Raw genomic sequence first — 25851 nt, forward strand, 5'->3', positions numbered from 1 at the left:
AATCTAAAGGTAATAAGAGCGAAGCGACGACAGATTCACTGCATCGCTTAGTTCGAAGTGTAAGAGTTACCATGTAGTGAAGCTATATAGGGAAATCCACAGCGACGAATACCCAGTATCCTGGAGGGAAGAACCGTACATAAGGATTCGCTGATTAACGAAAAGAAAAAGGCCTACCGAGTGGTAGGCCTTTTCTTTTTGCTCGTCTCCAACTAGTTATTTCTGCTAGAGTCGTCTCCAGCCAAAGTTGTACAAGTAAAATCCATCTGTATTTATCAATAAGCCAAATTTTCAGCAGAGCTGCATAGGTAATTTCGCAGCTATGAAAAAAGAGCTACCTAAGCAGCTCTTTATAACTTATTCAACACCAACCATTACGTTGGTAGCTTTGATAACAGCAACAACTTCTTTGCCTACTGTTAAGTTCAATTCTTTTACAGATTGTAATGTAATATCAGCAGTAATGATATTGTCATTTCCTACATTGATTTTTACGATAGCGTTTACAGCACCTTCTTGGATTTCAACGATAGTACCTTTTAATTGATTTCTTGCACTTAATTTCATTTACTACTCCTTACAAAAATATAATAAAATATATATAAATATTATATCATATTATATTATATTATATAAAAAAAGCCATGATGCTTGTTACATCATGGTTATTCATGGAGCGGGCGAAGGGAATCGAACCCTCCTCTCAAGCTTGGGAAGCTCGCATTCTACCGATGAACTACGCCCGCAAGATGTACATATTGTATCATATTATTAATAATATGAACAGGTTTATCTTGTATGGTTTATGTTGTTGGTCAGTTATCGTTATAATGATATAATCTTGTATACATAACCACCTTTATTGATTATTTTCGAAATGATATGGTATCATTAATATCGATAGAAGAAATAATTACGTATATATTATATCAATAAAGAGGGGTGCTTGATGAATTATGTAAAAGCATTTTTCCAGTCTGATTCTGCGGGCGGTATATCACTTTTAGTGGCCGCTATCTTAGGGGTTATTATTGCCAACTCACCGATTTCGGCACAGTACTTTGCTTTTATGACAGTACAATTAGGCCCTATGGATGTTTTAGAATGGGTAAATGATGCCTTAATGGCGCTGTTTTTTTTATATGTCGGTATCGAAATTAAAAAGGAAATGATTTCCGGTGAATTAAATACGCCTGCAAAACGGCTATTACCTGTTATTGCAGCATTTGCCGGTGTGATTACACCGGCAATTGTATTCTATTTTATCGCCGGTTATCAGCCGCAGTATTCACATGGTTGGGGGATACCTACCGCAACGGATATTGCCTTTGCAATCGGTGTTATCACTATGCTGGGGAAAAAAGTATCGCAGGCGATGCGGGCTTTTTTGGCTGCTTTGGCGGTCATAGATGATCTTATTGCCATAGTGGTTATTGCACTATTTTACGGTGCAGGGGTTCATTTTACTTATTTGCTCGGGGCCGGTGTAGTCACTGCATTGTTAGTCTATACGAATAAACAAGGGTATGTACGACCGCTTCTTTATATCGTGTTAGGGATTGCCCTATGGTATTTAGTATTAGAATCCGGTGTTCATGCAACTATTGCGGGGGTCATATTAGCGATGACCATTCCTTATGAAGGCAAAGTGGATATACATACCGTGTATCCTATGGATGCTTGGGCGGAACGATTAAAACATTGGGTTAATTTCTTAATCATTCCATTGTTCAGCTTTTTAAATGCCGGCGTATCATTTGCTGAATTCTCTATGGATAATTTGTGGCATCCTGTTGTAATGGGTGTATCCTTGGGCTTAATTTTGGGGAAACAGTTGGGGATTTTCTCCGCTGTATATATCCTCGTGGAATCCAAGGTCATTAAAATGCCAAGTAAGACGACATGGCCTGAAATTTATGGTACCGCTATACTATGTGGTATCGGCTTTACGATGAGTTTATTCGTGGCTACATTGGCATTTCCTCCCGGATTTAATCAGGAAATGGCCAAAATCGGTATTTTTCTAGGCTCTATTCTATCCGGTTTGTTAGGGGCTATAGTACTGCTTACCGCCTATCAAATACGCAAAATGCGTGGTAAACTATAAGAGGATTATTTTTGAAAGTATAGAAAGGTCTGAAATGGAACGAGTTTTTATTTTTTTACGTTCTCCAGCAGCAGCTACTTCCGTACTGTTAGGGGCAACGGTGATTGCTCTAATTTTAGCTAATTCACCATCGTCTGAACAATATTTTGGTATTGTTAATCATCATCTGGGTCCCTTATCGATTATGGAGTGGGTTAATGATGCATTGATGGCAATCTTTTTTCTCTTTGTCGGATTAGAAGTTAAGCGGGAGCTTATAGCTGGCGAGCTTAATACTAATGCAAAACGAGTTATGCCGGGTATTGCGGCTTTATTTGGTGTACTTACACCGGCGTTGATATATTTCTTAATTGCCGGTCATAGTGACGAATATATTCATGGTTGGGCTATTCCAACTGCAACAGATATCGCGTTTTCTATAGGGATCATCACTGCGTTAGGTTCTCGTGTACCAAATGCGATGAAAGTATTCTTAACGGCCTTGGCTGTTATTGATGATCTCATAGCGATTATCGTTATTGCCATTTTCTATGCTGCGAGTATTCATGCCATGTATTTGCTTGCTGCAGCTGTTATAGTGGCGGCATTGATTTATTGTAATAAAGCGGGATATGTGAGACCGCTACCGTATATTATTTTAGGCTTTATCCTATGGTACTGTGTATTAAAATCAGGACTACATGCGACAATGGCGGGTGTTATTTTAGCTATGACGATTCCCGCACATGGTAAGGTCGGTCACATGGTGGTACGTCCTATGCAGCATTGGGAGCACGTGTTGTCCAACTGGGTTAGTTTTCTTATCGTTCCCGTGTTTGCATTCTTTAATGCAGGTGTGGACTTACGCGATGTTTCGTTAGGCGATTTAACACATCCCGTTGTGTTAGGTGTTGCGTTAGGTCTTATTTTAGGTAAGCAGATTGGCATTTTTGGCGCCGTATTCGGTATGGTTAAGTTAGGCTTGGTACCGATGCCGACAGATTCCAACTGGAAACATGTATATGGTACAGCTATTGTATGCGGTATCGGCTTTACAATGAGCATTTTTGTATCTATTCTGGCATTTGATCCGGGCCATGCACAAGAAATGGCAAAGGGCGGTGTTATTTTAGGTTCAATTATCTCCGCTCTGCTAGGTTATGTATTCTTACGAATTGTAGGTGCAAATCGCAAGGAGTGCCATATCGGGTTGTATCATAATTGTTAGTCCTATAGCTTTAAAGCTTTCAAGTAAGCCATCCTTCATGGGTGGCTTATTTTTATATGATATAAATAGTTACAGTTTGCCTTATTAATGGTTTATAGATTCTTTAAAGATATATAGTATACTGAAACCTATAAAGTGGGGGTATGTATGATAAAAAAGATAATCATTGCATGCACATTGGTGTGCATGACCGCTATGATGTCATCCGTGACTCTGGCGAAAACCATAGATCGCGGTGCTCGCGGTAAGCATGTAACAAAAGTACAGACAATTTTGAAACACCATGGATTTTTACATGATTCTGTAGATGGCATTTATGGCCGTAATACGGAACAAGCAGTGCGTAACTTTCAAAAATCAAAAGGCTTGACTGCCAATGGTCGTGTAGACTCGAATACGATGAAAGAATTGGAAAAAATAGAACTCCAATATGGTGGGCATGGAACACAGCGTGGTCATAACGGAGTACCTAACAAATATACGCGGGTTTTAACGATGGAGGCCAGCGCCTACTCATCTCAGGATCCGGGGAATGGAAAGTATACGGCTACAGGCAGCCGCCTTCGTAAAGGGCTCGTTTCTGTAGACCCTAAGGTGATTCCGCTGGGAACTAAATTGTATATTGAAGGTTACGGGTATGCTGTTGCTGATGATACGGGCGGAGCAATTCGTGGACATCGCATAGATTTGGCCTATGACACTAGGGCTGAAGCTTTACAGTTTGGACGCCAGACCGTTAAGGTTTACGTATTATAATTGAGACTCTCCGGTTGTGCCGGAGAGTTTTTTTATTCTTTAATCTAGATATGCTATTTTGATTTGAAATGCATATCAGGTCAATGAGAAGGCTTATTAAGATACCGAATTATGGTGTAAAAGAGAACTCGAATATTCGGGAAATATGATATAATAAGCAGTGAACAGATTTGGTCTACATGGCCGTGTATAGGCAGCGCTAAATGACCTCTAGTTGTATGATATGTGAGCAAAGGATTTTCTATGGATAAAGTACGGCGTGTCGAAAGAATGGTGGCAATGACAAAATTGTTGGTTGACTCACCTCAAAAATTGATTTCTTTAAATTATTTCTGTGACTTTTTTGGTATGGCAAAATCCACGGTCAGTGAAGATTTGACCTGTGTGAGACAGTCTATGGAGCACTTTCAGCTAGGAATACTGGAGACCGTGGCCGGTGTGGCCGGAGGGGTTCGCTTTATTCCAAATCGCAGAGGTTCTCAGGCAAATGGTATTTTAAAGGATGTACAGACCCGGTTGATGGAACCGGATCGCATTATTCCGGGCGGCTTTATTTATATGTCCGATATTCTGTATGACTGGCATGTGATGACGCGTCTGGGCGAAATTATTATGACTCGTTTTATGGACCGTGAGCCGGATTATATTTTAACAGTGGAAACAAAAGGAATTCCTCTTGCTGTTATGGTGGCGCGTGCTTTCAATAAACCGCTTGTGATTGCGCGGCGTGACAGTAAGGTAACGGAGGGATCCGCTATCAGTATCAATTATGTGACGGGATCGTCGGGGCGTATCCAGACGATGACATTAACTAAACGTGCTATACCGCCAAATGCACGGGTCCTCATTATCGATGATTTTATGAAAGCCGGCGGTACCGCAAAAGGGCTTAAAGAGTTAGTAGTTGAAATGAGCGGTGTCGTTGTGGGAACCGGTGTTTTGGTCGCTACAGCGGAACCGAATCCTAAATTGATTGATGACTATGAATCGTTGTTTACCTTCTACGGTATTGATGAAACTACGAAAAAGATAAATATTGAACCTGTATTTGATGCAATATAGGTTCAGTTAATTGATATAGTTGACGTATCGATTTGTTATGAAATATACGACGGAATCTATTATGACGAAATATATTCCAAGTAGTGGTTGTGATGAATCGATGATATATGGTGAACAGATAGGAGATTACTATGAATATTGCGAGCCTTATTTTAGCAGCCGGTAAGGGTACTCGAATGAAATCCAAACTGCCGAAGGTCCTTCATAAGGTGGGGGGCAAGGCCATGGTGGAACGAGTATTGGATACCGTTCAATCCATGGGTACAAATCGAGATGTGGTTGTTGTCGGCTTCGGCGGAGATGCGGTGCAGAACTATTTGGGAGACCGTGCTGAATTTGTACGCCAAGAGGAGCAAAACGGCACAGGTCATGCGGTAAAGCAGGCTCAACCAGTATTGGGCGACTATGATGGAACTATTATCTTACTCTGCGGCGATACACCATTGGTAACTAAGGAAAGTCTGGAAGCACTGTTACAAGAACACGCGAAATCGGGAGCGGCGGCGACGATTTTGACCGCGCATATGCCTGATCCTACGGGTTATGGTCGTATTATCCGTAATGAATCGGGCTCCGTGGTGCGAATCGTGGAACAGAAGGACGGTAAACCCGAGGAGTTAATCGTACAAGAAATCAATACAGGCATGTATGCATTTGACAGCAAAAAACTATGGCCTTGTCTCGATCAGTTATCTGATGATAATGCACAAGGTGAACTTTATATTACCGATGTAGTCGGCATTCTTGTGAATGCTGGAGAACGTGTCAGTGCGTATATGACCGAGGATTTCGAAGAATCCCTCGGGGTAAACTCTCGTCATCAACTGGCACAAGCTGAAGAAATTTTAAAACGTCGCAAAAATTATGAACTCATGAATGACGGAGTGACAATTATCGATCCTGATGCAACCTATGTGGCACCTGAAGTCTTAGTCGGTCCTGATACGATTTTACATCCCGGAACGATTTTGGAGGGAAATACGGTTATCGGCAGCGGTTGTGAGATAGGCCCTCATACACGGTTGTCGAATGTAGTGGTTGGCAATGATACGGTCATTCATTTTACCTATGGGCATGATTGTGAAGTTAAAGATGGTGCGGATATTGGACCGTATGTTCATTTGCGTCCGGATACCGTTATCGGCAATCAGGTTCATATCGGTAACTTCGTGGAGGTCAAGAACAGCCATGTCGGAGCAGGGACAAAGTTCCCTCATTTATCGTATATCGGCGATAGTGATGTAGGCTCCGGTGTTAATATCGGCTGCGGTACGATTACCGTCAATTACGACGGTAAAGTTAAGCACCGTACAACCATCGGTGAAGGGGCTTTTATAGGTTGTAACAGCAATCTGGTGGCGCCTGTAACGATAGGTAACTACAGTTATGTAGGGGCGGGCTCTACGATTACAAAAGATGTACCTGATAAGGCGTTAGCCGTAGGGCGCAGCAAACAAATCATCAAAGAAAATTGGGTTACAGATGATACTTTCAAAAAGAAATAGAAAATAAGGCAAAAATTTTTACACAACTGTGACAAAATAGTATACAATAATAGGGCAAGAGTGTGTATCTGTAACTCTAGGACAGATTACGGATAAGTAACCGATAGTACGAACAGATGAAAGGGTAACAAAATGGCATTTGAAGACGGCAAGAAACTTAAAATTTTCACAGGTAATGCGAATCCGGCATTGGCAAAAGAAATTTGTGATTATTTAGGTTTGCCTTTAGGTGAAGCATTTGTAGGGCGCTTTAACAATGGCGAAGTGCAAATAATGATTGATGAAAGCGTACGTGGCAAAGATGTATTTATCATTCAACCGACCAGCTATCCTGTAAATGATAATTTAATGGAATTAATGGTTATGGCCGATGCTTTAAAACGCGCTTCGGCTCGTCATATCACGGCTGTAGTACCGTATTACGGTTATGCACGTCAAGATCGCAAAACTCGCGGGCGTGAACCGATTACGGCTAAATTAGTGGCGAATTTGATGCAAACAGCCGGTATTACCCGTCTTGTAACTATCGATTTGCATGCAGGTCAAATTCAGGGCTTCTTTGATGTGCCTGTAGACCATCTGTTCGGCGCATCCATCTTGGCTAAATATATCAATGAAAAGAATATGGAAGACGTTATCGTTGTATCCCCTGATCTTGGCGGTGTTACAAGAGCTCGTGATTTGGCTGACCGCATCGGTGCACCGATTGCAATCATCGAGAAAAAACGCCCTGAACCGGGTGTAGCAAAAGTGATGAATCTCATCGGCGATGTGGCAGGTAAAAACTGTATTATTATCGATGATATCGTGGATACAGCAGGCTCCTTGGTTGAAGGCGCTAAAGCATTGGAGGAATTCGGTGCTAAATCCGTTACCGCCGCTGTTACTCATGCAGTCTTGACAGATCCTGCAAGTGAACGCATTGCAAACTCCAACATTAAGGAACTTATCGTTACCAATACCATTCCGTTGCCGGAAAATTGCAAGTTGCCGAATATTACACAATTGTCCGTAGCTCCGTTGTTGGGCGAAGCGATTATGCGTATTTTCCATGAAGTATCGGTAAGTAATTTGTTTGATAAATAATAGGTGATCATTGAAATTAGTAGTAGGTCTTGGTAATCCCGGCAAGCAATATGCAATGACAAAACATAATATAGGATTTATGGTTATTGATGCTATTGCCGACAATGTGCCTCATACACCGTGGAAAGAGGAACAGAATGCCGAGGTATGCAGCATCACCGTAGATGGAGAGAAAGTATTGCTTGTAAAACCGCAAACATTTATGAATGCCAGCGGTGAGTCGGTAGGACCTTTGATGCGGTATTATAAAATTAGTCCTTCCGATGTGTATTGCATCTACGATGATATGGATTTGCCCGTTGGTAAGTTGCGCATACGTCCTAACGGCAGTTCCGGCGGTCATAACGGAATTAAATCTTTAATTTCTCATATGGGAACCGAGGATTTTCCGCGATTTCGTATCGGCATAGGCCGTCCGTTGCCGCAGTGGTCCGTGATTGACCATGTATTGTCTCCATTCAGTGATGAGGTGCAGGATAAGGTTGATAAAGGTATTAAGGACACTGTGAAAGCTGTGCTTGGTACATTAGAGGTGGGACTCGACAAGGGGATGAATCAATTTAATCCTAAACGTTGTCCTCACCGATAATTACATGCATAAGGGCATGAGTCTCTTTGAGATTCATGCCTTTTTTATGAGGTATTAATATGAATCAAAATCGCATGCCTTTTGTAGAGGCCCTAACTGCATATAAAGAGGAACATTTTGTGCCGTTTCATACGCCGGGACATAAAATCGGGGGCGGTGCACCACAACTGTTACGGGAGTGGATGGGGGCGGCATTACCCTATGATTTAGGGGTTATGTACGCTTTGGATGACCTGCATGAGCCGGAAGGCGCTTTAAAGGATGCTCAGGATTTGACGGCCCAACTGTATGGAGCCGATTATTGCTGGTTTTCCGTTAACGGGACGACGGCCCTCATAGAAGCGATGATTATGGGGACAGTCGGTCCGGACGATACAATCATCATACCTCGTGAAGCGCATAGGTCCGTAATTAGCGGACTCGTTTTATCGGGTGCGAGACCGGTCTACATGGAAGGACGTTTTGATGAGCGTTGGGGCGTTCCGTTAGGTGTTACTGTTGATGATGCAATAGCAACTATGGAGGCTCATCCGGAGGCAAAGGCTATCCTTGTGGTATATCCCAATTATTATGGTATAGGTGTTGATATTAAACGCATTGTTGAGGAGGCTCATAAACGGAATATGATCGTTCTCGTCGATGAAGCGCATGGACCTCATTTACCGTTCTCAGAGTCTTTACCTGTTGAGGCGATTGAAGCCGGTGCGGATTTGGTGGCACAAAGTACGCATAAATCGGTAGGCTCCCTAACACAGACATCATGGCTCCTCGGTCAAGGTTCTCGCATTGCGCTTAGACGGATTACACAGATGCATCAGATGCTGCAGAGCACGAGCCCAAATTATATTTTCTTAGCTTCTCTGGATCTAGCTCGTCATCAATTGGCTAAGGAAGGCTCTATGCTCATAAATCGAGCCGTAGAATTGAGCATGTATCTGCGAGAAGCGTTACGATCCATTGACGGCATATCCGTGATGGAATACTCCGATATTGCGGATAAGGCGGTCAATTATGACTGCACTAAGGTGCTAATTGATGCGGGAAAGTTGGGACTGACCGGTGTAGAGTTTGAACGGCTGTTGCGGTCTCATCATATCGAGGTGGAGCTGGTGCAGGCGAATCATGTACTGGTGCTGATTACGATCGGTGATACGACATCATCGGTGAATGCTTTGATTCAGGCCGTACAAGCTGTCCGTGAAGAAGCGCTTGATAAACAGGCCGGGTTTACTAAGATGCAGATTGTGGAGTCTTCGGTTTTACCTCAACCTGTGGTTCGCATGACACCGCGTAATGCTATGTATGCCAAGCGTGAGCGTATAGCGATAGATAAGGCTTTGCATCGTATTTCCGGTGAGACAGTCGCATATTATCCTCCGGGGATTCCGTGCGTTGCGGTAGGTGAAGAGATCACCCCGGCTGTGTTACAATATATAGAGAATCGAAAGGCTCTCGGCTATATGCCGAACGGAGCGGATGATATGACGTTAGAAACGATATGGGTTTTACAGGAGTAGTTATGGGGACTTTAATCATTTTAGAAGGTGGCGATGGTAGCGGAAAAGCGACGCAGACGGCGTTACTTGTAAAACGTCTTGCCTATGAAGGTCGTGCGGTGAGGTCCGTGAGCTTTCCCAATTATGACAGCGATGCGTCTATGCCTATCAAGATGTATTTGGCCGGGGAGTTCGGTCGTGATGTGAACGATGTAAATCCGTATATTGCAAGCTCCATGTACGCCATAGATCGATTTGCATCCTTCAGAACTGACTGGGAGGATTTTTATAATAGCGGCGGCATTATCGTTGCTGACCGGTATACAACGTCGAATATGGTGCATCAGATGGTTAAATACGAAGATCCGGCAGAGCGTAAGAATTTTCTGGACTGGCTTGAAGATTATGAATTTACCAAATTCGGGCTTCCGAAGCCGGATGCGGTGTGCCTTCTCGACATGCCGTTAGAGGTGAGCGAGGCGCTGATGGCGGAGCGGACGGGTAAAACAGGCGGTGCCACGGGGGATATTCACGAAGGTAATCACGCATATTTAGCGGCTGTTCATGGCGCTTATGAAGAGTTGGTAGAGCGATATAAATGGCATCGTATCTCTTGTGTTGATGGGGATGATATCAAGTCGTATCGGTTGCGTACCGTTGAGGCTATTCATGAGGATGTCTATGCTGCTGTTCATAGCCTATTAGATGCCCTATACATATAACTTAAGATAAATATATATGAATTACCGGCTATTTAAGGCTGAGATAGCCTCGTAATTCCCGGATAATAACAAAGGCGACTCTTTTAAAAGTCGCCTTTTTCCTATATAATATTAATATTGAGCAGATAATGATAGGAGGCGCTATGACATATTTTGATACCATAATCGGTCAAGATTCGATTAAGTCACACCTATCTGAACTGGTAGGACGCAATGCGCTGCCTCATAGTTTGCTCTTCTATGGTGAAGCAGGCCTCGGCAAATTGGATATGGCAATAGGCTTGGCGTCTCTTTTGTTGGGGCGTCCCGTGTTTTCACAACCACGAGGTGAATCTTATTTGGCGGATGTGACTGCGGCTCGCTTAGCCAATGGTGAAAGCGAAAAGCGCATCGAAGCCGAAGGATTGCCGATTTATATCGATAAAGGGGAGGCCTTCTGGATTCGTCCTATGAAGACGACCTTAAAGGTGGAACAGTGGTATAACTTATTGCAGGATCATCTATCGGTGGCGGGCAATGGAAATCGTGTCGTCATTGTGGAGGACTTTCACACGGCCAATGCGATCATGGCCAATGCGATGTTGAAAACCATCGAAGAGCCGCCACAACAGGTGTACTTCATCATCATTACAAACAAGATCAATACTGTATTACCGACCATCGTGTCCCGATGCATGGGCGTCAGCTTTCATAGTGTCGATGCGGATACAATTCGTGCCGCAATGGAGGTGAAGGGGATTACCGGTGATATAGAACAGGCATTATTGGCCGGTCATGGCAATCCGCAGTTAGTGGAGCGGCTGGTCACACAGGGGCGTATTGAGATGCTGGAACTGGCAGTGCGATTCATGGATATACTGGCCTTTGAAAAACGGTGGTTCTCCATGATTTCCTTATCCTGTGAAAGCTTACCTCGAGAATCCCTAGGTGAATTAATGTATTGGTTGCGTTTAGTGAGCCGCGATATGATGGCTCTCAAAATGGGTGCTGCAGAGGCGCAATTACAGGTGCCTATGTATAAGGCTCAATTATTACGATTATTGCCGCGCTGGTCTATGCAGGCTCTCTCCGCAGTTATCGGAGAGACGTTACAGGCAGAACGGGCTTTGCGCTTACATATAAAAAATGCTCTCGTGATGGACGGTCTCAGTATCGCCCTTCATGATGCTCGTGAGGAGGATTAGATGGTAACCATCGTTGGTGTACGTTTTAAAAAAGCGGGCAAAATTTATTATTTTTTACCTGAACAGTTAGAGATATCCGTAGGTGACGGTGTCATTGTGGAAACCGCACGGGGTGTTGAATACGGTACGGTTGTCATCGGACCGAAAGGCGTCTCAAAAAATACCCTTGTATCCCCGTTGAAGCCGGTGATGCGCAAGGCTACAGCGAAGGATCTTAGACAAATAGAAAAAAACGGAGAACGGGAAGAGAAAGCGTTCGGCATTTGCCTCGAGAAGATAGCAAAGCGTAAATTACCGATGAAACTGATTAATGTGGAATACACATTTGATATGAATAAAATCGTTTTCTTTTTCACTGCTGACGGACGTATCGATTTCCGTGAGCTGGTAAAAGACTTGGCTACGGTTTTTAGAACGCGTATTGAATTACGTCAGGTCGGTGTTCGCGATGAGGCGAAGGTCCTGAACGGCATCGGTGCCTGCGGTAGATCGTTGTGCTGCTCCAATTTCCTAGGTGATTTCACACCTGTATCGATTCGCATGGCTAAGGATCAGAATTTGAGTTTGAATCCGACAAAGATTTCCGGTGTATGCGGGCGCCTGATGTGTTGTCTTAACTATGAAGATGATATGTATAAAAAGGGCGGCGACCTGTATGTGAAAAAGGAACGTCCTGCCGCTGCACAGGATATTGAACCGCCCGGGATTGGCAAGGACGTGGTTACCGATGAGGGCGTCGGTAAAGTTCTCAAGGTAAACCACCACAAGCATACCGTTAAGGTGCAGCTGGAGGCGGGGCGAACGATCGATTTGAAATGGTCCGAGGTGGCATTGCCTGATGACTGAGCAGGAACGTCTTGATGACTTGATTATCGACGGATTACAAATCTATCAGCGACGCGATATGTTCCGGTTTTCTTTTGATGCCATTGCATTGGTTCACTTTTGTCAATTTAATATCAATCATACCTATGTGGAACTGGGCACCGGAACGGGGGTTATTCCGCTTATCGGAACTTCGTTGGGCGCCGGTCAGATAACGGGAATTGATATTAATGACACATTGATTGATTTGGCACGACGTAGCGTCGCACATAATGATAAATCGCATGTGGTAGCGATGGTATGCGGTGATTATCGGAATCTGTCGTATAGGGATTTACAAGACAAACCCTTTGACGGGGTTATTGTGAATCCTCCTTTTTATGATTGTGAAAGCGGTGCACTGCCGACGTCGAAAGAGCGTGCAGTCGCCTTACATGACCGTCATACGACACTTGCAGACGTTCTTCAGGCGGTACAGTCCTTTATCAAGTATAAAGGGCGGCTTTGGATGATCTACAGTGCCGGTCGACTGCAATATGTTTTGTCCCAATTGGAGCAGGCTCATTTTCAGGTTAAACGATTGCGCTTTATTCACGGTATGATCGATAAACCGGCGAAGCTTGTACTGATTGAAGGCATTTATCAGGGCAGCGCAGGACTTATATTGGAACCGCCGCTCATCGTTTATGACAAGCCGAATGTGTACACAAAGGAGGTGTCCTCTTGGTATGAGCGATAACAGACAGGGCACTTTATATTTAGTACCTACGCCGATTGGCAATCTGGAGGATATGACCTATCGGGCGGTACGCATCCTCGGTGAAGTTGATGCCATTGCGGCGGAAGATACGCGGCACACAGGAATACTACTGAAACATTTTGATATCCGGAAACCCCTTATTTCTTACCATGAACATAACAAAGAGGAAAAAGGGGCTTATATTATAGCGATGTTGTCGGAAGGGCGGTCGGTTGCCTGTGTCAGTGATGCGGGCATGCCCGCCATATCCGATCCGGGGGCTGATTTAGCGGTTAAGGCCATATCGGAAGGGATTACCGTAGTTCCTTTACCGGGACCGAATGCGGCGCTGACGGCGCTAATCGCATCCGGTCTTGACACAAGGCAATTTACCTTTGTAGGATTTTTACCGAAACGGGAAAAACATCGAGGCGAGGTTCTACGAGAACTTTCACAGGTTAAAGGAACCTTGCTGTTTTATGAGGCACCTCACCGATTACAAGAGGTGCTGCAGGATATGTATGACGCCTTCGGCAATAGATCTATAACGGTAGCACGGGAATTGACGAAGAAATTTGAAACCTTTGTGCGCACTGATTTACGATCTCTCGTGGAGAATCTGGAACAATTAACCTATAAAGGGGAGTTCGTTCTCGTCGTGGGCGGTGCTGACACGGTGGAAACAGAGGCTGCCGATATATCGGAAGCGCCTGTTTCTTACGCAGATGCAGTTAAAGAGCTCATAGGTAAAGGCGTACCTAAAAAAGAAGCAATTCGACAGGTGGCAAAGCGTTTTAACGTTTCCCGCCGAGATGTATATAATATTGTAGAACGTTAAGACCTTCTCATTCGAAGGTCGGAAGGAGACACATTGTGGGAGACACAAAAAAAACGTATTATATTACGACACCGATTTATTATCCGAGCGCTAAACTGCACATCGGGCATACATACTGCACGTCCGTGGCGGATACGATTGCACGTTTTAAGCGATTGGCCGGGTATGATGTGCGATTTTTAACGGGTTCCGATGAGCATGGTCAAAAGATTCAGCGTGCGGCGGAGGCGGAAGGCATCACACCCCTTGAATATACGACAAATATCGTAAACAGTTTTAAAGCATTGTGGGAAAAAATGCATATCTCCAATGATGATTTCATCCGCACCACGGATAAACGCCATGAAAAGGTCGTGCAGGAGCTGTTCACAAAAGCTTATGAGAAGGGCGATATTTACAAAGCCGAATATGAAGGCTGGTATTGTACGCCGGACGAAACATTTTGGACAGAGCAGAAGTTAGGACCTAATCATACCTGTCCGGATTGCGGTCGCCCTGTAGAGCGCGTTAAAGAGGAAAGTTATTTCTTTAAACTCGGTAAATATACGGATCAATGGCTTAAGTTTATTGAAGAAAATCCAGATTTTATTCAACCTGAATCACGTCGTAACGAAATGATTCAGTTCGTAAAGCAGGGCTTAGAAGATCTCGCCGTATCCCGTACATCCTTTGATTGGGGTATCAAGGTGCCTTTTGATCCTAAACATGTGGTGTATGTATGGTTCGATGCACTGGTAAACTATATCAGTGCACTCTCTCCCTTGGATGGGGATGGTGAGCTGTATAAAAAATATTGGCCTGCAGACCTTCACTTGGTGGGTAAAGAAATCGTTCGTTTCCATACGATTATTTGGCCTATGATGCTCATGAGTCTTGAATTGCCATTACCAAAAAAGGTATTTGGCCACGGCTGGATGATCGTGGACGGTACGAAAATGAGTAAATCCTTGGGCAACGTAATCGATCCGATTCCATTGATCGATACATACGGTGCCGATTCGTTGCGATACTATCTGTTGAGTGAAATTCAGCTGGGGAACGACGGTAATTTCACATTGCCTAATTTCGTTACAAAAATCAATGCCGATTTATCCAATGATTTAGGGAATCTTTTGAACCGTACCATTGCGATGATTGAAAAATATCACGGCGGTGTGATTACAAAATGCGATGATATGGATGATTTGGATCGTGATGTATCCGTCATAGCTATTCAGACTGTAAATGATTTTGAAAGCGCTATGGAAGCGATGGAACTCAATAAAGCGATTAAATCCGTATGGGCTTTCATCGGCCGTATGAATAAATACATTGATGAAACGATGCCCTGGGTATTGGCTAAATCCGAGAATGCCCATGATAAGGCACGTTTGCAGTCCGTTATGTATCATTTGGCAGAGGCATTGCGTATCATCGCTATTTTGGTGAGTCCTGTTATCCCTGTAGGGGCACCTAAAATCTGGGAACAGTTGGGCCTTGCGGGATTCAGTGATGTCACCCTTGATGATGCTAAGGTATGGGGTGCGTTGCCAACGGGGACTAAGGTGGTGAAAGGCGAGCCGATTTACCCTCGCTTTGAAGTACCTGAAATGGTTGAGGCGACACCGGTTGAAGCCGACGCGGAAATTGTTGATACATCCAATATTCCACCATTAAAAGACAATATCACATATGACGATTTTGAAAAATTAGACCTTCGTGTAGCTAAGGTTGTCAGCTGTGAAAAGGTTCCGAAATCCAAGAAACTGTTGAAGTTTGTATTGGACATCGGTTTAGAGCAGCGCATCGTACTAAGCGGTATTTCCCAGTATTATGAACCGGAAACGATGGTCGGTAAAAAGGTGATTTACCTGGCGAACCTTGCACCTAAGAAGATGATGGGCATCGAGTCAAATGGTATGATTTTATCCGCTTCCGACTGGGAAGAACATTTGGAGGTCACCAATATCGAGTCATTACCGGCGGGGAGTGTGGTTAAATAATGAAACTCTTCGATAGTCATGCTCATGTTAATGACGGTCGTTTCGATAACGACCGGGCAGATATGTTACAAGCTTGTTTTGATGCAGGTGTTGAATATATTTTGATTCCCGGTGTGGACCGGGATACCGTTGAATCCGGTATTGCGTTAGCGGAACAATATGAACAGTTGTATGCGGCGGTAGGGACTCATCCTCATGAATCTAAAGACTTTACGGATGAGGATTATGAGTTTTATAAGGAGCAGGCCTTGCATAATGATAAGGTTCGCGCTATCGGTGAGATCGGTCTCGATTACTACTATGATTTTTCCGATAGGGATACGCAAAAGCGCGTATTTATCCGACATCTGGAACTGGCTCGAGACGTCGATTTGCCGATTATTATTCATGATCGTGATGCACATGGTGACATCATGGATATTCTGCGTAATGAGGGCAAGGATAACTGGGGTATATTTCACTGTTATTCGGGCAGTTGGGAAATGGCGAAGGAAGCCATTAAGATGGGTTTCTATATTTCCTTTGCCGGTCCTGTTGTATTCCCTAAATCAACCAATCTAAAGGAAGTGGCAAGACAAGTTTCGTTGGATCGAATCCTCATTGAAACGGATTCGCCGTATTTGACGCCGCCTCCATTTAGAGGTCGTCGTAACGATCCGAGCAAGACTCAATTTGTGGCGGAGGAGATTGCGAATCTTAAAGGAATGGACGTAGATGAGTTCTGTGACATAACCTTTAATAATGCTAAGCGCGTGTTCGGTATTGAATGATACTGAACTGCTTTCGCAGTATATGTCGCATTTTGTAATGACGGAATTAGAAAGATCAAAATTATATCATATAGAATACAACGCGATTCTCGCATAGCGATGAGAATCGCGTTTTTCTATGGTATACTAAAATAAATTCATACTAAACATATTATAGGATGAGACAGGATGAGGTTAGTAGCATGAAACGTATTGCATTTATAGATCTGGGCTCCAATTCGGTGCGCTTTGTCATATATGAAATCTCCGATACAGGCAGTTATCGTTTGATTTATCAGGAAAAGGAAAGCGTTCGGTTGAGTGAGAATATGTGGGGAACTCATGAACTGACGCCGGCTGCGATGGAACGGTCACTGGAATCCTTAAAGGCTTTCGTTCATATGGCGGAGGCCATGGGGGTTGATACAATTAAGGCGGTTGCTACGGCAGCGGTACGGCTGGCGAAGAACGGCGATACTTTCATAAAAATTGTAAAAGACGAGACCGGTCTAGATTTGGAATGTATTGCCGGCGAAGAAGAGGCGCGGCTGGGGTTTCTTGGTGTTATCAATACCATCGGACTCAAAGATTTCATCGTTTTTGATTTGGGCGGGGCCAGTACGGAAATTACATTGGTTCGCAATCGCCGTATCGTAAAGGCTGTGAGCCTGCCTATCGGGGCGCTTACATTGACGGGTACGTATCAGAAGGGGAATGAATATACCTCTAAAGAGCTGGATAAGATGTCGAAAGCCATCAAAAAGATCATAAAGGAACATGCATGGCTGAGAAATATAAAACTACCTCTTCTCGGTATCGGCGGAACGGCACGGAATATTGCAAAAATGGATCAGCGTAAGCTGTCGTATCCGATAACAAAACTTCATAATTACGAAATTCCGTATCATCGATTTTATGAGATATTACAGGAGGTCGTTTCCAAACCGTTGGCGGAACGCAAGAAAATCAACGGCCTTTCCACTGATCGTGCGGATATCATCATCGCAGGAATGACTATCGTTGATGAGCTTTTCAATTATGTAAATACGAAAACCCTCGTTGTAGGAGGCTGCGGACTTCGGGAGGGGCTGTTTTACGATTATTACGGACAGCATTATTTAGGGGGGAATCCTATTATCGAAGATATTCTCGTGCACTCCGCGGAGAATGTGCTGTTAGGAATGACCAAGCATGAGTTTGTTCATGCCAATTATATTTGCGGACTTGCCATGAAGCTATATGATATGTTGCAACCACTACATCGGGCTGATCGCAATGTTCGTCGTTGCCTGATGGTGGCCAGCTTGTTACATGATATAGGAAAGCGGGTCAACTATTACAGCCATGCACGACACGGTTGTTATATGCTGGTGAATAGTAATTTATACGGAATTACGCATATCGAACAAGCTTTTAGCGCCTTTCTGGTGATGAATTCTCACGGACTGACGCCGAAGGAGTATAAAAATTTTCTGTATGGTAAGCTGCTCGATCAGGAACAACGTTTATTAGGACAGAAATTATCCATTATTTTGGCATTGGCCGAGGCTCTTGATGAAAGCCATGAACAATTTATCAAATCCTTGGACGTAACGATTGATAAAAACTCCGTTCAATTGCTTGTCACATATGCAAAAGGCAAGAATATCAGCGTTACCAAGTCGGCTGTAGAGAAATTGGTGAAAGCTTTTAAAAAGGAATATAAACATCAGTTACATATTGAGTGGACCGAAGCTCGTTAGGAGGTATTATGACATTACCGAAGGTACTGAGATATGCGGTACTGCATGTAGGATCCAGCAGCATGAGCATTACTATATTGGAGTATAAGGGAATCGATGAGGTGCGCCTCATTGACTATGCGGCGCGGGAGGTTACATTTGGGGAGGAACTGTTCCAGACATCCCGATTGAGCTTTAAAACCATTGAGGAAATCTGTCACATTCTTAAAGGCTATAAACAGTTGATGGCGGATTACGGAGTAAGTCGTTCGCGTTTATACGGTACGACTGTAATTCGCGAGGCGGCGAATCGCCGTAGTATTTTGGATCAAATTTTTATACAGACGGGCATGCGCGTCGAGGTTATCGATATGCCGAAAGAGGTGTATTATAAATACGCTCTCTTATATTATGAGATGACTCGTCATTATAAACTGGCGGACCCGTCGAAGGCAACCTTATTTCTGGATATTACATCCGGCGGTGTAGGCCTTACGGTCTGGCGCGGTGAAAGCCTGTTATTCCAGCGTAATATGCATAGCGGCTCATTGAGGGTTATGGAATCATTCAATCGCAATCAGCGGTCATCCACGTCATTTCCCATGGCGATTACAGAATATCTACATCGCATGATCGGACCGCTCAGAGAGGAATTACAGACGTTTAATATCAATAGTGTCATTTTGTCCGGTGATGAAGCGCAATATATGGCACGCCTCATGGGATATGAAACACATCAGGCGGAAATGATTACCTGTGAACCGGAACGATTTAAGGGACTCATTCAATCCTTTGACGGCGTGACGGCTACGAAACTGATGAATCGATATAAGCTAGCCGAATATAAAGCGAATATCTTGATGCCAACCATGATTCTCTTCAACGAAATCATTACTGCCATTGAACCGAGAACCTTGATATTCAGCAGTTTCTCCTTTTCACAGGGCATCAGCTGGTTTTATGGTGTGGAGGCTGAGAATAATCCGTTCATGTATCAATTACGTGAGCAGAATGCCCAGTTGGCTCGCGCCGTGGCGGCCCGGTATCATACGGATGCGGTTCATGATCGTGAGGTTGAGAGATTTAGTCTGCTGTTTTGTAATGCACTGCGCCATAAAGGTTTACCTGAACGCTGGGGTTACTTATGTAGGATCGCCACGATTTTGTGCTCCGTCGGTAAGTTTGTAAGCCTTAGAAATCACGGGGAACACGCCTATCACATCGTTATGGGAACGGATATTTTCGGGCTTTCAGAGGCGGAAAAACAAGTGGTAGCCAATGTTGTATATTATCATTACAAGGGGACCCCGTGCGATGATGATCCGTATTTCAAGGAACTGACGGAGCTGCAGAAAATTCAGGTTACAAAATTGGTGGCGATTATCCGTGTTGCCTGTGCGCTTGATGCGGGCAGTAATCAGAAGATTACTGAGGTCTCTTTGGAGGAACGGGATAATGTGTTGTACGTATTTTGTCGTACCGATGAAGATATATCCTTGGAATGGTGGACATTTAATCGCGATTCGGAGTATTTTACGGAAATTTTCGGTATGGAGGTCATGCTCGTAAAGGGAGGTGTTCGTCATGTTCAATAATGCAAAGTATTATTTTAACCGCGAATTGTCATGGCTTAAGTTCAATCAGCGCGTATTATTGGAATCTATTGATACGAGCAATCCTCTCCTGGAGCGGTTGAGATTTATCGCCATCGCCGGATCGAATTTAGACGAATTTTTTATGATTCGCGTCGCCGGTCTGCGTCATCAGGTAAGAAACGGAATTGTTAAATATGATGCGGCTCATATGGATGCCAAGGCACAGCTGAAAGCAATCGATGAGTCCGTACAACGTCTTGTCTCCATGCAGAGCGCTTATCTACATAATGTGCTGGAGGCTCTCGAATCATACGGCTTTTATTTTACGAAGCCCGATGCATTGGATGTGAAGACGAAGACATGGTTACGTCATTACTTTGAAGAGCATATCTATCCGGTGGTTACACCCTTGGCGGTAGATTCGGGACATCCGTTTCCATTCCTGACGAACCATACGATTAATGCCATTGTTCGTATATTCCAAGTTCAGGAGGATGGTACAAAGGATTATAAAATTGCGATTTTACCGATTCCGTCGGTACTTGATCGTATTATTGAATTGCCGAACCGCAACGGTAAGGAACATCGATTCGTCTACCTGGAAGATGTTATAACCTATTATGCGAATCAGTTCTTTCAAGGTTACGGTATCGAAGAATACATGGTGTTTCGAATCACGCGTGATGCGGATCTCGAAATTGATGAAGAAGATACGACGGATTTGCTTTCCGAGGTTGAAGCCTCTTTGCGGCGGAGACGCCGTGGTGATGCGGTACGCCTTGAGGTAAGCGGCGACGTAAAAGAAGGGTTGCTTGATTTCGTTCTTACCAGTGTGGAACTGGAGCAGAAGGATGTATATCGCATTGATGGGCCTTTGGACTGTCGTATGTATTTTAGTTTCTGTAATTATCCGGGCCTTGATGCATTGCGTTATGAGCCCTTTGAGCCTAAGATTCCCAGCGAGCTTGTAGGACATGAAGGGGAAAATCTATTTTCCATTATCGGTAAGCGTGATATATTCGTGCATCATCCCTTTGAATCATTTGGCGTTGTAGAACAATTTATAGCACAGGCCTCTACCGACCCTGAGGTATTGGCGATAAAGCAGACCTTGTACCGCGTCAGCGGTGATTCTCCCATTATTGCATCCCTTATCAAGGCCGCGGATAATGGTAAACAGGTAACGGTTCTCATGGAAGTAAAGGCGCGATTCGATGAGGAAAATAACATTCATATGGCACGGCGTCTTGAAAAGGCCGGCTGTCACGTTATCTACGGATTAAAAGGATTGAAGACACATTCAAAAATAACTATGGTCGTACGTCGAGAAGATGACGGTATACGCCGATATGTGCATCTGGCGACGGGAAACTATAACGGTAAAACCGCCCGTATGTATACGGACTGCGGAATCTTTACATGCAATGATGAATACGGTGACGATGCATCGCGATTCTTTAATCTCATCTCAGGTTATTCGGATCCTCCGATTTGGAATAAATTTATCGTGGCGCCTCTTAATTTGCGTGAGCGCATTATGGAGCTGATCAATCGGGAAATTGAATTTGCCAAAAAAGGAGAAGAGGCATATATCATCGCCAAGATGAACTCGCTTCTCGATAAAAACGTTATTGCAAAACTATATGAAGCATCGACGGCCGGTGTTCGTATCGACCTTATCGTACGCGGTATCTGTACCTTGCGTCCCGGTATTGCCGGTGTCAGCGATAATATTACGGTGCGCTCTATCGTCGGACGATATCTTGAGCATCACCGCATGTTCTATTTCCGAAATGGGGGCAATGAAAGTATATATATTTCCAGCGCCGACTGGATGCCGAGAAATCTGAATGAACGCGTTGAATTGATGGTACCTATTGAGGACAAACGTCATAAGGAACGGGTAAAGGGCATTTTGGATCTCTATTTAGAGGACTCCTTAAAAGCTCACATCATGCGTACTGACGGTTCTTATGGGAAAATTATCGATGAAAATAATCCTATATCTGCCCAAGAGGAACTGATGAAGGCTGCTATTGCGGGGGAAAATAGAGAATCAATGACCGTCATTGAACGTTTACAGCCGATGCTGAAGATGAATAAATGATGAAAATACGCGTAATGTATTAGTATATGAATTTTAATGCATATATATATCCTTTAAAAGCTAGGAAAATAAATGGTTTTGGCGGCTCCTTATCACGTTTAATGAACAAAAAATGAAGTTTTTGAAAAGTTGAACTTTATGTGGTAACAATCTAAAAACTCATAAAAATTCATTTTAGATAATAAAAAATCTATGCATACAATATATAGTGGTAGTATCTAATATATGTGCACAATTCAGAATATATAGTATATTGTCGAAAAATATCGATATGTATGTATGGAGTGGACTTTTTAATAAAAAACATAAAAAAGATATTTTGGAAATAAAGTAATTAACTGTATTTATCGACTATTGTTAACCTTTGCGGTTTGACAGGTTGTATCTATCTGTAGTAGAATTAATTCGATACAGGAGGGATTACAACATGAGAATTCATAAGACAAACAAACGATATGTATCGTCTGTTGTTGCTGGATTGATTGTAACGGCTGTTACCATGGCCGGTTTTAACTATAATGATAAAACCGTAACTGTAATGGTTGATGGGGCAGCACACACTGTTAGAACGCATTTAAATTCTAACGAAGGTATCGTTCGTGATGCCGGGGTTAAATTGAATCCAAAAGATAAAGTTATTTCTGATTCTACATCAATTCAAAACGGTACAACATTAACAGTCGTAAGAGCTGTTCCGGTTTATGTTACCGTGAATGGCAGGACACGTGCAGTCATGACTACACAGAATACGGCGCAAGCCTTGGCTGATGAATTAGGTTTCAAAACACCTAATTATGCGGTTCTAGGTGATGGCGACGGTGCTATCACGAGCGGTAGTCATATTTCTATTGCACCGGTTACCAGTCGCTCAGTTTCTAATGTAGATAAAGAAATTGAGGTACAGGTTATTCGCCAAAAAGATGACACAATGGCATTAGGTGAAGAAGAAGTTGTACAAGTAGGTCAACCTGGATTGGAACGCGTACAACGCGAAACTTTATATAGTAACGGATCCGTCATTAAAACTAATGATGTATCTACTTCTACACAACGGGAAATGGTTCCGACCATCATTAAAGAAGGTACTCGTGAAGTTACAACATCTCGTAATATAGCCGGTCGTGCATCTCGTGCCATTGTTATGGAAGCATCCGCTTACTTAGCCGGTGATGGTGACGGTTACGGTATTACTGCAACAGGCGTACCTGCGGTTCGCGGTATTGCGGCTGTAGACCCTGATGTAATTCCATTGGGAACACGTTTATTTATACCCGGTTACGGTGAAGCTGTTGCTGCCGATACAGGCGGTGCCATTGTAGGTAATCGTATAGACCTTGTTATGGACTCCTACGGAGAAGCGATGGACTTTGGTCGTCAAGACGTTACAGTATACGTATTAGATTAAAATATACATAATAAAACGGATATATCCTTAAGGATATATCCGTTTTTGTGTTCTATTAATCCTCTACATAGGGTAATAGATATTCATATTCTGATCCTTTTAACTTTTCTTTCGGTATAAAACGCAATGCGGATCCGTTGATACAATAGCGCAAAGAACCGTTTGGCCCGTCTTCAAAAACATGTCCTAAATGGGCGTTGCCGATGCGGCTACGTACTTCGATACGATTCATACCATGAGAGGTATCCCGGTAATAACGTATGACATCTTTGGCAATCGGTTTTGTAAAGCTTGGCCAACCGCAGTGCGAATCGAATTTATGGGCTGATACAAAGAGAGGTTCACCTGACGTAATATCCACGTAGATACCGGATTTAAACTCATCGGTCAATTCATGGCTGAAAGGTGGATCTGTGGCCGCATTCTGCGTAACTTCGTATTCCTGAGACGTTAGTGTTTCCAACTCATTCTGAGTCGATTTCGTATAAGCTGTATCGTCGATAAGAGGTTCTAGCGATAAGCCGAGTGGAATATGGCAATATCCTGTTGGATTCTTATCTAAATAATCCTGATGGTATTCTTCGGCGGGATAATAATTTTCTAGCGGTAATACCTCGATAGCAAATGGTTTACTTTCGAAGGACTGTGCACGAGCCAAGGTGGCATCGATAATGTCTCTGTCCTCCATAACGGTGTAATAAATGCCTGTACGATATTGAATTCCTTCATCGCCGCCTTGTTTGTTAATACTGAATGGATCGATGGCACGCAAGAAATATTGAATTAAATGGTCTAAGGATAAGATGTCCTCGTCGAAGACGACTTTAAGTGCTTCCACGTGACCGCTATCGTGGCATACCTCTTTATAGGTGGGGTTGGAGGTTGGACCGTTGGCATAGCCGACTTCGGTAGAAATAACACCTTTTATCTTGCGAATATAGGCCTGTAGGCCCCAAAAACAGCCACCACCCAAATAGATTGTATGTTCTTTCATATTAGTCACCCCATACTTCGTGGGCTATTTCTTTTACTAAGGCAAGTTTAGCCCATTGTTCATCCTCTGTTAATTGGTTGCCGATTTCACAGGATGCAAAGCCGCATTGAGGAGAGAGGCATAAACGTTCTAATGGAATATATTTTGTCGCTTCCTGAATGCGTTTTTTAATAACTTCTTTATCTTCCAGTTGAGGACGTTTTGTTGTAATAAGACCGAGGACTACTTTTTTGTGGTCCGATACTTCACGTAACGGTTCAAAGCCGCCGGAACGGTCGTCATCGAATTCTAAATAATATGCGTCCACATTTTCCTGGCCGAAAAGAATCGGTGCAATCGGTTCGTATCCGCCGCTTGCAGCCCAGGTGGAATTGTAATTACCCCGGCATACATGCGTGGTGAATGCTAAATCCTTAGGACATCCTTCTAAGGCGAGGTTATTAAGACGCAAGTATTTTGCCGTTTCTCCCTCGATTGTAACGCTTTTATCCTTTTGGCGACCTGTCCAGTAGGCATGATCGCAGCACATACCCCATGTACAATCATCGAACTGGATGTTGCGACAGCCTGCATCGTACAGATCTTTAATTACTTGTCGATATGCGGCGGCGATATCTTGAATTAACTCTTCTAAATCAGGATAGAAAGACCGGGTTGTGATACCGTTATCTTCGCGGAATAGCTCGGCTAAAAATTGAGACGGTGCCGGAATCGTCTGGCGTGCCGTGGTATGTTCATCTTCGAATTGTTTGACAAATTTAAAATGTTCTACAAATGGATGATTGGTTCCTGTAATTTTGCCGGTCAGCGCGAGTGACCCAGGTGCGGTTTCCTGTCCATGGAATTTATAGCCGTGCTCCAATTCGATTTCCTTGACGCCGTTAAAACCCCACATAAAATCAAGATGCCAATAAGCGCGGCGGAATTCGCCATCCGTAATGACCGGTAACCCCGCGGCTTTTTGTTTTTTGATAAGATCTGTGATGAGTCGATTTTCAACTTCTGTTAATTCGTCATGCGTGATAGAGCCTTTTGTAAAAGCTTCACGTGCTTCTTTCAGTTCTGCAGGACGAAGAAACGATCCTACAATATCAAAATGAAATGGTGCTAGTTGTTTGGACATAATTGACCTCCTTATATAAACGGTATAACCGATAATTTCGATAGGTTTATTATAACGAA

The 25851-nt window shown here is 43.5% G+C and carries 22 protein-coding genes and 1 tRNA gene; 19 read left to right on the plus strand and 4 right to left on the minus strand.

Features of this window, described 5'->3' with window-relative positions; translation table 11 throughout:
- Positions 1-357: 357 nt before the first annotated feature.
- On the minus strand, positions 358-567 hold the full coding sequence (locus HMPREF1521_RS00145) for a molybdopterin-binding protein (protein WP_038114367.1): 210 nt from the start codon (positions 565-567) through the stop codon (positions 358-360).
- 105 nt (positions 568-672) lie between these two features.
- Positions 673-746: transfer RNA gene (locus tag HMPREF1521_RS00150), tRNA-Gly, on the minus strand.
- A gap of 203 nt (positions 747-949) precedes the next feature.
- On the opposite strand from HMPREF1521_RS00150, the gene nhaA (HMPREF1521_RS00155) reads away from it, so the two are divergent.
- From nhaA (HMPREF1521_RS00155) to HMPREF1521_RS00245, 19 genes are all read left to right on the plus strand, one after another.
- Positions 950-2107, plus strand: a complete 1158-nt coding sequence (nhaA, locus tag HMPREF1521_RS00155; RefSeq protein ID WP_038114369.1) for a Na+/H+ antiporter NhaA — start codon at positions 950-952, stop codon at positions 2105-2107.
- Between the two features lie 34 nt (positions 2108-2141).
- Complete coding sequence (nhaA, locus tag HMPREF1521_RS00160) at positions 2142-3314, plus strand: Na+/H+ antiporter NhaA (protein WP_038114371.1); 1173 nt, start codon at positions 2142-2144, stop codon at positions 3312-3314.
- Between the two features lie 147 nt (positions 3315-3461).
- Positions 3462-4070, plus strand: coding sequence for a 3D domain-containing protein (locus HMPREF1521_RS00165; protein WP_038114373.1), 609 nt, complete (start codon positions 3462-3464; stop codon positions 4068-4070).
- Positions 4071-4313: 243 nt separating this feature from the next.
- Complete coding sequence (gene purR / locus HMPREF1521_RS00170) at positions 4314-5132, plus strand: pur operon repressor (RefSeq protein WP_038114374.1); 819 nt, start codon at positions 4314-4316, stop codon at positions 5130-5132.
- A 131-nt stretch (positions 5133-5263) separates the two neighbouring features.
- Positions 5264-6637, plus strand: coding sequence for a bifunctional UDP-N-acetylglucosamine diphosphorylase/glucosamine-1-phosphate N-acetyltransferase GlmU (gene glmU, locus HMPREF1521_RS00175; RefSeq protein ID WP_038114376.1), 1374 nt, complete (start codon positions 5264-5266; stop codon positions 6635-6637).
- A 132-nt stretch (positions 6638-6769) separates the two neighbouring features.
- Positions 6770-7723, plus strand: coding sequence for a ribose-phosphate pyrophosphokinase (locus HMPREF1521_RS00180; RefSeq protein ID WP_038114378.1), 954 nt, complete (start codon positions 6770-6772; stop codon positions 7721-7723).
- A 10-nt stretch (positions 7724-7733) separates the two neighbouring features.
- Entirely contained in the window at positions 7734-8312 is a 579-nt protein-coding gene (gene pth, locus HMPREF1521_RS00185; protein ID WP_038114381.1) for an aminoacyl-tRNA hydrolase, read from the plus strand.
- A 59-nt stretch (positions 8313-8371) separates the two neighbouring features.
- The gene (locus HMPREF1521_RS00190; RefSeq protein ID WP_038114384.1) at positions 8372-9829 is read left to right on the plus strand and encodes an aminotransferase class I/II-fold pyridoxal phosphate-dependent enzyme; all 1458 of its coding nucleotides are present in this window, start codon (positions 8372-8374) and stop codon (positions 9827-9829) included.
- A gap of 2 nt (positions 9830-9831) precedes the next feature.
- Positions 9832-10530: a thymidylate kinase gene (locus HMPREF1521_RS00195; protein ID WP_038114386.1), complete on the plus strand. Its 699-nt coding sequence runs from the start codon at positions 9832-9834 to the stop codon at positions 10528-10530.
- A gap of 143 nt (positions 10531-10673) precedes the next feature.
- Positions 10674-11714, plus strand: a complete 1041-nt coding sequence (locus HMPREF1521_RS00200) for a DNA polymerase III subunit gamma/tau (RefSeq protein WP_038114388.1) — start codon at positions 10674-10676, stop codon at positions 11712-11714.
- Positions 11715-12560: a stage 0 sporulation family protein gene (locus HMPREF1521_RS00205; protein ID WP_038114391.1), complete on the plus strand. Its 846-nt coding sequence runs from the start codon at positions 11715-11717 to the stop codon at positions 12558-12560.
- Positions 12553-13278, plus strand: coding sequence for a tRNA1(Val) (adenine(37)-N6)-methyltransferase (locus HMPREF1521_RS00210; protein WP_038114393.1), 726 nt, complete (start codon positions 12553-12555; stop codon positions 13276-13278). Before HMPREF1521_RS00205 ends, HMPREF1521_RS00210 begins: the two co-directional genes overlap by 8 nt.
- Positions 13268-14116 carry a 16S rRNA (cytidine(1402)-2'-O)-methyltransferase gene (rsmI, locus tag HMPREF1521_RS00215; protein ID WP_038114395.1) on the plus strand — a complete coding sequence of 283 codons (849 nt, stop codon included), beginning with the start codon at positions 13268-13270 and terminating at the stop codon, positions 14114-14116. Before HMPREF1521_RS00210 ends, rsmI begins: the two co-directional genes overlap by 11 nt.
- Positions 14117-14151: 35 nt before the next feature.
- Entirely contained in the window at positions 14152-16098 is a 1947-nt protein-coding gene (metG, locus tag HMPREF1521_RS00220; RefSeq protein WP_038114397.1) for a methionine--tRNA ligase, read from the plus strand.
- Positions 16098-16868, plus strand: a complete 771-nt coding sequence (locus tag HMPREF1521_RS00225; protein ID WP_038114399.1) for a TatD family hydrolase — start codon at positions 16098-16100, stop codon at positions 16866-16868. Before metG ends, HMPREF1521_RS00225 begins: the two co-directional genes overlap by 1 nt.
- Positions 16869-17050: 182 nt before the next feature.
- Positions 17051-18589, plus strand: coding sequence for a Ppx/GppA phosphatase family protein (locus HMPREF1521_RS00230; protein ID WP_038114401.1), 1539 nt, complete (start codon positions 17051-17053; stop codon positions 18587-18589).
- 8 nt (positions 18590-18597) lie between these two features.
- Positions 18598-20163: a Ppx/GppA phosphatase family protein gene (locus HMPREF1521_RS00235; protein WP_038114403.1), complete on the plus strand. Its 1566-nt coding sequence runs from the start codon at positions 18598-18600 to the stop codon at positions 20161-20163.
- Entirely contained in the window at positions 20153-22270 is a 2118-nt protein-coding gene (ppk1, locus tag HMPREF1521_RS00240; RefSeq protein WP_038114407.1) for a polyphosphate kinase 1, read from the plus strand. The genes HMPREF1521_RS00235 and ppk1 overlap by 11 nt, the downstream gene beginning before the upstream one ends.
- Before the next feature lie 427 nt (positions 22271-22697).
- Positions 22698-23675, plus strand: coding sequence for a 3D domain-containing protein (locus HMPREF1521_RS00245; protein WP_038114410.1), 978 nt, complete (start codon positions 22698-22700; stop codon positions 23673-23675).
- A gap of 55 nt (positions 23676-23730) precedes the next feature.
- Here the strand turns inward: HMPREF1521_RS00245 and msrB are convergent, their stop codons facing one another.
- Positions 23731-24669, minus strand: coding sequence for a peptide-methionine (R)-S-oxide reductase MsrB (gene msrB / locus HMPREF1521_RS00250; RefSeq protein WP_038114413.1), 939 nt, complete (start codon positions 24667-24669; stop codon positions 23731-23733).
- 1 nt (position 24670) lies between these two features.
- On the minus strand, positions 24671-25792 hold the full coding sequence (locus HMPREF1521_RS00255; RefSeq protein WP_038114416.1) for a 5-methyltetrahydropteroyltriglutamate--homocysteine S-methyltransferase: 1122 nt from the start codon (positions 25790-25792) through the stop codon (positions 24671-24673).
- Positions 25793-25851 lie beyond the last annotated feature (59 nt).

Origin of the sequence: Veillonella sp. AS16 (genome assembly GCF_000517785.1) — a bacterium.
Classification (GTDB): domain Bacteria; phylum Bacillota; class Negativicutes; order Veillonellales; family Veillonellaceae; genus Veillonella; species Veillonella denticariosi.

What these genes read in the sequence shown, in the direction of transcription:
- HMPREF1521_RS00145 (WP_038114367.1), bottom strand. Translation starts at nt 567, where the DNA reads ATGAAATTAAGTGCAAGAAATCAATTAAAAGGTACTATCGTTGAAATC.
- nhaA (WP_038114369.1), top strand. Translation starts at nt 950, where the DNA reads ATGAATTATGTAAAAGCATTTTTCCAGTCTGATTCTGCGGGCGGTATA.
- nhaA (WP_038114371.1), top strand. Translation starts at nt 2,142, where the DNA reads ATGGAACGAGTTTTTATTTTTTTACGTTCTCCAGCAGCAGCTACTTCC.
- HMPREF1521_RS00165 (WP_038114373.1), top strand. Translation starts at nt 3,462, where the DNA reads ATGATAAAAAAGATAATCATTGCATGCACATTGGTGTGCATGACCGCT.
- purR (WP_038114374.1), top strand. Translation starts at nt 4,314, where the DNA reads ATGGATAAAGTACGGCGTGTCGAAAGAATGGTGGCAATGACAAAATTG.
- glmU (WP_038114376.1), top strand. Translation starts at nt 5,264, where the DNA reads ATGAATATTGCGAGCCTTATTTTAGCAGCCGGTAAGGGTACTCGAATG.
- HMPREF1521_RS00180 (WP_038114378.1), top strand. Translation starts at nt 6,770, where the DNA reads ATGGCATTTGAAGACGGCAAGAAACTTAAAATTTTCACAGGTAATGCG.
- HMPREF1521_RS00190 (WP_038114384.1), top strand. Translation starts at nt 8,372, where the DNA reads ATGAATCAAAATCGCATGCCTTTTGTAGAGGCCCTAACTGCATATAAA.
- HMPREF1521_RS00195 (WP_038114386.1), top strand. Translation starts at nt 9,832, where the DNA reads ATGGGGACTTTAATCATTTTAGAAGGTGGCGATGGTAGCGGAAAAGCG.
- HMPREF1521_RS00200 (WP_038114388.1), top strand. Translation starts at nt 10,674, where the DNA reads ATGACATATTTTGATACCATAATCGGTCAAGATTCGATTAAGTCACAC.
- HMPREF1521_RS00205 (WP_038114391.1), top strand. Translation starts at nt 11,715, where the DNA reads ATGGTAACCATCGTTGGTGTACGTTTTAAAAAAGCGGGCAAAATTTAT.
- HMPREF1521_RS00210 (WP_038114393.1), top strand. Translation starts at nt 12,553, where the DNA reads ATGACTGAGCAGGAACGTCTTGATGACTTGATTATCGACGGATTACAA.
- rsmI (WP_038114395.1), top strand. Translation starts at nt 13,268, where the DNA reads ATGAGCGATAACAGACAGGGCACTTTATATTTAGTACCTACGCCGATT.
- HMPREF1521_RS00225 (WP_038114399.1), top strand. Translation starts at nt 16,098, where the DNA reads ATGAAACTCTTCGATAGTCATGCTCATGTTAATGACGGTCGTTTCGAT.
- HMPREF1521_RS00230 (WP_038114401.1), top strand. Translation starts at nt 17,051, where the DNA reads ATGAAACGTATTGCATTTATAGATCTGGGCTCCAATTCGGTGCGCTTT.
- HMPREF1521_RS00235 (WP_038114403.1), top strand. Translation starts at nt 18,598, where the DNA reads ATGACATTACCGAAGGTACTGAGATATGCGGTACTGCATGTAGGATCC.
- ppk1 (WP_038114407.1), top strand. Translation starts at nt 20,153, where the DNA reads ATGTTCAATAATGCAAAGTATTATTTTAACCGCGAATTGTCATGGCTT.
- HMPREF1521_RS00245 (WP_038114410.1), top strand. Translation starts at nt 22,698, where the DNA reads ATGAGAATTCATAAGACAAACAAACGATATGTATCGTCTGTTGTTGCT.
- msrB (WP_038114413.1), bottom strand. Translation starts at nt 24,669, where the DNA reads ATGAAAGAACATACAATCTATTTGGGTGGTGGCTGTTTTTGGGGCCTA.
- HMPREF1521_RS00255 (WP_038114416.1), bottom strand. Translation starts at nt 25,792, where the DNA reads ATGTCCAAACAACTAGCACCATTTCATTTTGATATTGTAGGATCGTTT.